The sequence below is a fragment of the Polaromonas sp. genome (genome assembly GCF_049790275.1).
Taxonomy (GTDB): Bacteria; Pseudomonadota; Gammaproteobacteria; order Burkholderiales; family Burkholderiaceae_C; genus Polaromonas.
Genome location: NZ_JBAQYR010000037.1, coordinates 43152 through 50722, shown reverse-complemented (window position 1 = coordinate 50722; position 7571 = coordinate 43152). Strand labels below are relative to the sequence as shown.

Genomic DNA, 7571 nt, shown 5'->3' with positions numbered 1-7571 from the left:
TAGAGTCATCTGGCTATTGTGCCGTTGGAATGAAGCCCCCACGGTTGCTCAAGCGCCCGAGGCCTTGCAGGCCGCGGCTCGCGAGACGCTTCGCCTCTGTCGCCTGTCCAAAGCTGCTCAAGCAGCTGTGGAGCCGTAGGCTCCAGCCCCTCGGGGGCCGCTGCGCCTGCGGGCCGGCGAAGCCGGACCCGCGGCCCCTGCTTGAAGGGGATATCTCACTTTCGCTCATTCGCATGTAGTTGACCGACTTGCCATGCCCGCTTCCCCTAACTTAAACACTGTTAACGAGCCTGCGCGCTCTCTGCCCATCTACGGCGAATTTGATGTGGTCGTGATCGGTGGCGGGCCGGCTGGACTGGCGGCCAGCGTCAGTGCTGCGGAGCATGGCGCGCGCACCCTGCTGGTCGAACACTACGGTTTTCTGGGCGGCATGGGCACAGCCGGCGGCGTCACCAATTTTGCGGGCCTCTACGGCCGCAAGGATGGTGAGATGCAGCAGCTGGTGCACGGTGTGGTGGATGACCTGCTGGCGCGCATTGACGCACTTGGCGGGTTGAACCAGCCACAGGACGGCATGCAGGGACGCATCCGGGTTCGCTCCTACGATGTGTCAGCTTACAAATGTGCCGCTGACCAGCTGTTGCTGGCTGCCGGTGTGCAGATTCTTTTTCACGCCTGGGCGGCCGCGGTGGTGATGAACGGCCAGGCGATCGAAGCCCTGGTGGTGGAAACCAAGTCCGGACGCCAGGCCATCCGGGCCCGGCGCTTCATCGATTGCTCAGGCGATGCCGACGTGGCCCATTTTGCCGGCGTGCCTTTTGAGCTGGGGGACGGACACGGCAGTGCCCTGTTCCCGTCCACCATGTTCCGTGTCGGCCATGTCGATGCCGGGCCGGCGCTGGCGGCTGTCGGCGAGTTCAAGGCCATCAACGACCTGATGGAACAAAGCGAAGCCCGTCATCCGGGACGCTATAAATTCCCGCGCAAGGGTGCCATCCTGCGTCCGCAGAAAAATCCCGCCGAGTGGCGCGCCAACGTCACGCAAATCCGCAACGCAGCCGGCAATGCCATGGACGCCACCGACGCCCGCCAGCTCAGCGAAGGCGAACTGGAAGGCCGCCGGCAGATCACCGAGTACTTCCGCTTTCTCAAGGACGAGGTTCCGGGGTTTGAAACCTCAGCCATCGTGGATATTGCGCCCCAGGTCGGCATCCGTGAAACCCGCCGCATCTGCGGCGCTTACGCGCTCAGTGGCGAAGACATCCTGTCCTCGGCCCGCTTCGATGACGTGATCGGCATCAACGCCTGGCCCATGGAAATGCATGTGGATGGCGCCATCAGCTGGGGATTTCCGCGCGATGACCGGCGGGCGTATAACGACCTGCCCTGGCGCATGCTGGTCACCCCGGAAGTGCACAACCTGCTGGTGGCGGGACGCTGCGCCTCCATGACGCATGAGGGCCAGTCGGCTGCACGCGCCAGCGGAGGCTGTTTTGTGATGGGTCAGGCGGCTGGCACGGCCGCCGCGCTGCTCGATGAAGGCGCCGCCTTTTCCGCCATCGACACCACCCGCCTGCAGCAACACCTGCGCAAGGGCGGTGTCTATCTCGACCGCTGAAGCTCACCACCGGAAATACGGCCCATGGACATGACCCCACCACCACCAGAAGGTGTGCGCAAGGACTTTTACGAAGCCATCCGCGCGCAGCACATGACCCCCTTGTGGGAGGTGCTGCACGCACTGGTGCCCCAGCAGCCTGCCACGGCCTGCATGCCGGCTTTCTGGGCGTGGGACAGGGTGCACCCCTACCTGATGCAGGCCGGCGAGCTGATCACCGCCGAAGAAGCGGTGCGCCGCGTACTCATCCTGGAAAACCCCGCACTGCCGGGCCAGTCCTGCATCACGCAGTCGCTTTATGCGGGCCTGCAGCTGATCCTGCCGGGGGAAATCGCACCCAGCCACCGCCATACCCAAAGCGCACTGCGGTTTGTGGTGGAAGGACGCGGGGCCTACACCGCGGTCGATGGCGAGCGCACCACCATGACGCCCGGCGACTTCATCATCACGCCCAGCTGGACCTGGCACGACCATGGTAACCAAAGCGCGCTGGAAGGCGGCGAACCGGTGGTCTGGCTCGATGGCCTGGACATTCCCATGCTGCGTTTTTTCGACGCCGGCTTCGCCGAGAACCACACCGAACGCTCGCAGTCGGTCACTCGGGCTGAAGGCACCAGTTACCAGCGTTACGGGGCCAACATGTTGCCGGTGCGTTACGACGCGCCGTTTGGCCAGACGTCGCCGATCTTCAGCTACCCCTACGAGCGTACGCGCGAAGCACTGCATACACTTGAGCAGCAGGCGCCTGTCGACGCCTGGGATGGTGTCAAGCTGCGTTACGTGAACCCGGCAACCGGCGGCTGGCCGATGCCGACCATGGGCACCTTCATGCAGCGCCTGCCACCCGGCTTTGACGGCCGGCCCTGGCGGCAAACCGACGGCGTGGTGTTCAGCGTCGTCGAAGGCCATGGCAGCGTGCTGGTCGGGGAGGCCGGCCAGCAGCAGACCTTCAAGTTCGGCCCGCGTGACCATTTTGTGATTCCGTCGTGGCACACGGCCAGCCTGCGCTCTGCGCAGGGCTGTGTGTTGTTCAGTTTTTCAGACCGCCCCGTGCACCAGGCACTGGGCATACACAGAGAAGAGAGGTTGTCATGAGTTTTGTTTTCCCCCCACCCGCAACAGTTTCCGTGCCGGTTGTCGGCACAAGCGAGCGCTTTCCGGTCCACCGTGTCTATTGCGTCGGGCGCAATTACGAGGAACATGCCAAGGAAATGGGGTTCACCGGCCGCGAGCCGCCTTTTTTCTTCCTGAAGCCCGCTGATGCGGTGGTGGTGGTGGAAGCCGGCCAGACCGGCACCATCCCCTATCCCAGCCTGACCAAAAACCTGCACCATGAAATCGAGCTCGTGGTGGCCATTGGCAAGGGCGGCAAGGACATCAAGGCCGCCGATGCCCACAAACACATCTACGGTTACGCCGTGGGCCTGGACATGACACGCCGCGACTTGCAGGGAGAAATGAAAAAGCAGGGCCGCCCGTGGTGCATCGGCAAGGCCTATGACCACTCTGCACCTATCGGCCCCATCACCCCGGCAGCACAGGCCGGGGATGTGGCGAATGCCGAGCTGTACCTGCAGGTCAATGGCAAGGACCGCCAGCGCAGCCATGTCTCCAAGCTCATCTGGAACATTGCCGAGACCATCGAGCATCTGTCGGCCGCTTGGGAACTGCAGCCGGGCGATCTGATTTACACAGGCACACCGGAAGGCGTGGCCGCCGTGGTATCGGGCGACATCATGGTCAGCGAAGTCAAGGGCCTGGGTACCCTGACGGTGAAAGTGACTTGAAACATGCCGGAGTTCCTGTGTTAACGCCCTTTCATCAGGGCTATTACCGGTTCCCAAACAGTTCATCGTGCATTACTTTCTAACCATACACACCGGAGACCACACATGATTCAGCGACGTACCCTTCTCAAAACCGGCGCAGCCGCTGCGCTGGGCGCGCCCGCCCTCGCCAGCCTGGCCCAGCAGGCTGTCACCCTGAAATTCCACACCTTCATGTCTCCGGCATCGAATGTGTGGCTGGGCATGCACAAGCCCTGGATGGAAAAAGTCGAAAAGGAATCGGGCGGCCGCATCAAGTTCGAGGCCTATCCGGCCATGCAGCTGGGCGGCACGCCCATGCAGCTGTATGACCAGGCCAAGGACGGTGTCGTGGACGTGGTGTGGACCCTGCCAGGCAACACGGCGGGCCGATTCCCCCGCATCGAGGCATTTGAGTTGCCGTTCATGATGTCCAATGCCGAAGCCACTTCGAAGGCCTACTGGGAATACGTGCAGACCATGGCCCCGGACGAATTCAAGGACACCCAGGTTCTTGCGCTTCACGTGCATGGCCCCGGCGTGATCCACACCGTGGACAAGCCGGTCAGGTCCATCGCCGACATGCGCGGTCTCAAAATGCGCGCACCCACCCGCCAGGTCACCAAGCTGATGGGCATCCTCGGCGCCACACCCGTCGGTATGCCCCTGCCCGCCATCACCGATGCGTTGAGCAAAGGCACCATCAACGGCTGCGTGATTCCCTGGGAAGTCGTGCCTTCGGTCAAGGTCAACGAACTCACCAAGTTCCATGCCGAGTTCGACCCGGCGGGCGGAAGCCTGTACACCACAACCTTCGTCATGGCCATGAACAAGGCCAAATACAACTCGCTGGCGCCCGACCTGAAGAAGGTCATCGACAACAACTCCGGCATGGCCACATCCGCGTGGCTGGGCAAAGTCCAGCAGGGCAACGACGTCCCGGGCCGTAAAACCGCCAGCGACCGCGGCAACACGATCTACACCGTCAGCCCGGCCGAAGCGCAGGAATTCCGCCGTAAATCGCGTACCGTGGAAGTCGAATGGGTCGAGGACATGAACAAGCGCGGCTTTGACGGCAAGAAACTGCTGGACACCGCACGCAGCCTGATCGAAAAACATACCAAAACCACCAAAGCCTGAGCACAGGCACGAAGCAAAAAGGCTCCCGAGGGAGCCTTTTTGCTTTCAATTTACACTGCATGCAATGCACCGCAGCCCCATCAAACATTGCAAAAACTGCGGCACCGCCGTGCTCTACCGGTTGCCGGATGACGGCGACACGCGGGAACGCGCGGTCTGTCCGGCCTGCGGCACCATCCACTACGAAAACCCGCTCAATGTGGTCGGGACGGTGCCGCATTGGGGGGACAGGGTATTGCTGTGCAAGCGCAACATTGAGCCGCGCTGGGGAAAATGGACGCTACCCGCGGGTTTCATGGAGCTCGATGAAACCACTTCGCAGGGGGCTGCGCGCGAGACCGACGAGGAAGCCGGTGCGCAGTTTGAAATGGAAGACCTGTTCAGCGTGATGAACGTCGAGCGAGTCGGCCAGGTTCACCTCTACTACCGCGCCCGCCTGCTCAGCGACAAATTCAATCCCGGGCATGAAACGATAGAAGCCCGGCTATTTACCGAGGCCGAAATTCCCTGGGACGAGCTGGCCTTCAAAACCGTGAAAGAAACCCTGGTCTGCTATTTTTCTGATCACCGTAAAGGCGCTTACGGCATTCATGTGATCGACATCGCATGAGTGCACGGGCAAATGCGTAAGCCCTGGCCACAAGGTAAGCAAGTGCGGCATTAGGCCTGCATGTCACTTAGAATTTCTGCAGACAGGCGTGCCCGCAATGCATCCTCGACCGGCAGCTTCGCCGCCCTCCTTTTCGACACCTCACCTCTCTGGATTTCATGTTCAAAGCCGCTTCCTTTTTCCGCATCGCCGACGACTTCACCCTGCCCCCGCTGGATGCACTGGAAGAGGCTCTTCAGGAGAAACGATTCCTGCCCTGCGGCGCAACACAAGCGGAATCCAGCGGCTGGGTAGCACCACGCGGCAATAAAAGCACGGTGCTGGCCGAGAGTGTTGGCAAGCAGCTCATCCTGCGGCTATGTACCGAACGCCGGCCACTGCCCGCCTCGGCTGTCAAAGACGCTGTCGAGCAGCGCATCGAGCAATACAAGCAGGAAACCGGTCATGAGCGTGTGGGGGCGAAGATCAAGAAGGAGTTCAAGGAGGAAGTGATCCTGGACCTGCTGCCGCGCGCCTTCACCAAACGATCCTCGACGACCTTGTGGATAGATCCGGTCAACAAGTTCCTGGTGGTGGATTCCGGCAGCCTGACGGGTGCCGACAAGGTGTTGAGCCAGCTGGTGGAGGTGTTGAGCGAGATGCCGGAATCTGGTCCAGGACTCCTGGCGAGACCTGTACAGACCACGATGTCGGCTGCAACGGCCATGGCGCACTGGCTGGCCAGCCGTGAGGCACCGGTCGGCTTCACCGTCGACCGTGACTGCGAACTCAAGATGCCCGACGACCAGAAATCGACAGTCCGTTATTCACGCCATACGCTGGAAATCGACGAAGTTGCGGAACATATTGCGGCCGGCAAGGTACCCACGCAATTGGCCATGACCTGGAACGACCGGGTGTCTTTTGTGCTCACCGATGCAGCACAGGTAAGGAAACTCAAACTGCTTGATGTTGTGCTCGACGGCGTGCAGGACAAGGGCAAGGACGACGACGGCTTCGATGCCGACGCTGCCATCGTCACGGGAGAGCTCTCGGCCCTGATTCCGGATCTTCTGGAAGCGCTGGGTGGAGAACTCTCGGCCGATGGAATATCTCCCTCGCCGGAAACCAGAAAACCGGCCACCGAACTCGCCGACGCGTAAAAGGGATCTGCAAAAAAAGATCCGCATCAAGCGGATCTTTTTGCTCAGTCAGTACTGAAATAATTGGTCGGTGTGAAAGGATTCGAACCTTCGACCCCTTGCACCCCATGCAAGTGCGCTACCAGGCTGCGCCACACACCGTCGAAGGTCGAATTATAACGTGCCTATCCGGGCAATCTTAGTAAGTGGCACTGAGCAAATCACGAATTTCAAACAATTCACGGCGCAGGAGCTGCAGCCGTTGCTGGGCGGCGTTGCCGTCAGGCAGGGGAGCCACCAAGTCAGGCGCGCTGTCTTCAAAATCCACCGAGTCGCCAAAATCGTCAAGGATGGAGTCGCCCATGAGGGAATCGCCGGCTTCCACCACATCGACACCTTCGAGCATGACCTCGCCATTGCGGCGCTTGTCACGTTCGGTCTGCACAATCTCCTGCAGCTTGTTGCGTGCGCCGCTGATGGTAAAACCCTGGTCGTACAGCAAATCGCGTATCCGCCGGATCATCAGCACTTCGTGGTGCTGGTAGTAGCGGCGGTTGCCGCGCCTTTTCATCGGGCGCAGCTGTGTGAACTCTTGCTCCCAATAACGGAGCACATGAGGTTTGACGCCGCATAAATCGCTGACTTCACCGATCGTGAAGTAGCGCTTGGCGGGAATGGGTGGGAGAGTTTTCTCCAATTAAATCAATGCGCTATGAGGTGAAGCTACAAATCTACTCTAAGTCCAAACTTAGTGCAAATAGTTACAAACAACTAAGTGAGATGTGTTGTTTAGGTCACAAGCAGTATGGCAACCCAACAGCAGAGTTTGGCATTCGGGGTCGCAGAAACCCGGCCAACCGGCCCGTGAGCGGCGGGTAGAAGCGCCAAACTGGTGCACCCTTGAGCAGACGCCCCTCGCCCTGTGCTTCACGCTGGCCCCGTCAGCCCCTGGATTTGCTCTTTGAGTTTATGACTGGCGTGAAAAGTCACCACACGGCGCGCCTGGATGGGAATGGACTCACCGGTGCGCGGGTTTCGCCCTGGGCGCGGCGCTTTGGTGCGAATCTGGAAATTGCCGAAACCGGAAATCTTCACATCGTTGCCGTCAACCAGACTGTCGGAAATCAGGTCGAAGAAGGCGTCAATCATGTCCTTGGATTCGCGCTTGTTCAGGCCGATCTGTTCGAACAGAAGCTCCGCGAGATGGGCTTTGGTCAGTGCTGGGCTCTCAAGACTTTCAACGGAAAATTCCACGGCACGCTCCTCGCTGTTCATTG

The 7571-nt window shown here is 60.6% G+C and carries 8 protein-coding genes and 1 tRNA gene; 6 read left to right on the top strand and 3 right to left on the bottom strand.

Features of this window, described 5'->3' with window-relative positions:
- The first annotated feature begins 253 nt into the window (after positions 1-253).
- From WA904_RS04740 to WA904_RS04715, 6 genes are all read left to right on the top strand, one after another.
- A complete protein-coding gene (locus tag WA904_RS04740) occupies positions 254-1618 on the top strand; it encodes an FAD-dependent oxidoreductase (RefSeq protein ID WP_425195972.1) in 1365 nt (454 codons plus the stop codon).
- Positions 1619-1642: 24 nt separating this feature from the next.
- On the top strand, positions 1643-2713 hold the full coding sequence (gtdA, locus tag WA904_RS04735) for a gentisate 1,2-dioxygenase (RefSeq protein ID WP_425195971.1): 1071 nt from the start codon (positions 1643-1645) through the stop codon (positions 2711-2713).
- Complete coding sequence (locus WA904_RS04730; protein WP_425195970.1) at positions 2710-3405, top strand: fumarylacetoacetate hydrolase family protein; 696 nt, start codon at positions 2710-2712, stop codon at positions 3403-3405. Before gtdA ends, WA904_RS04730 begins: the two co-directional genes overlap by 4 nt.
- 105 nt (positions 3406-3510) lie before the next feature.
- Positions 3511-4563: a TRAP transporter substrate-binding protein gene (locus tag WA904_RS04725; protein WP_425195969.1), complete on the top strand. Its 1053-nt coding sequence runs from the start codon at positions 3511-3513 to the stop codon at positions 4561-4563.
- A gap of 64 nt (positions 4564-4627) precedes the next feature.
- Complete coding sequence (locus WA904_RS04720; RefSeq protein ID WP_425195968.1) at positions 4628-5173, top strand: NUDIX hydrolase; 546 nt, start codon at positions 4628-4630, stop codon at positions 5171-5173.
- Positions 5174-5331: 158 nt separating this feature from the next.
- Positions 5332-6315 carry a recombination-associated protein RdgC gene (locus WA904_RS04715; protein ID WP_425195967.1) on the top strand — a complete coding sequence of 328 codons (984 nt, stop codon included), beginning with the start codon at positions 5332-5334 and terminating at the stop codon, positions 6313-6315.
- Positions 6316-6379: 64 nt separating this feature from the next.
- On the opposite strand, the gene WA904_RS04710 is transcribed toward WA904_RS04715, so the two are convergent.
- From WA904_RS04710 to WA904_RS04700, 3 genes are all read right to left on the bottom strand, one after another.
- Positions 6380-6456 (bottom strand) — tRNA-Pro (locus WA904_RS04710).
- 37 nt (positions 6457-6493) lie between these two features.
- A complete protein-coding gene (locus tag WA904_RS04705; protein WP_425195966.1) occupies positions 6494-6991 on the bottom strand; it encodes a MerR family transcriptional regulator in 498 nt (165 codons plus the stop codon).
- A 230-nt stretch (positions 6992-7221) separates the two neighbouring features.
- Entirely contained in the window at positions 7222-7569 is a 348-nt protein-coding gene (locus WA904_RS04700; protein ID WP_425195965.1) for an integration host factor subunit alpha, read from the bottom strand.
- Positions 7570-7571: the final 2 nt, after the last annotated feature.

What these genes read in the sequence shown, in the direction of transcription:
- WA904_RS04740 (WP_425195972.1), top strand. Translation starts at nt 254, where the DNA reads ATGCCCGCTTCCCCTAACTTAAACACTGTTAACGAGCCTGCGCGCTCT.
- gtdA (WP_425195971.1), top strand. Translation starts at nt 1,643, where the DNA reads ATGGACATGACCCCACCACCACCAGAAGGTGTGCGCAAGGACTTTTAC.
- WA904_RS04730 (WP_425195970.1), top strand. Translation starts at nt 2,710, where the DNA reads ATGAGTTTTGTTTTCCCCCCACCCGCAACAGTTTCCGTGCCGGTTGTC.
- WA904_RS04725 (WP_425195969.1), top strand. Translation starts at nt 3,511, where the DNA reads ATGATTCAGCGACGTACCCTTCTCAAAACCGGCGCAGCCGCTGCGCTG.
- WA904_RS04720 (WP_425195968.1), top strand. Translation starts at nt 4,628, where the DNA reads ATGCACCGCAGCCCCATCAAACATTGCAAAAACTGCGGCACCGCCGTG.
- WA904_RS04715 (WP_425195967.1), top strand. Translation starts at nt 5,332, where the DNA reads ATGTTCAAAGCCGCTTCCTTTTTCCGCATCGCCGACGACTTCACCCTG.
- WA904_RS04700 (WP_425195965.1), bottom strand. Translation starts at nt 7,569, where the DNA reads ATGAACAGCGAGGAGCGTGCCGTGGAATTTTCCGTTGAAAGTCTTGAG.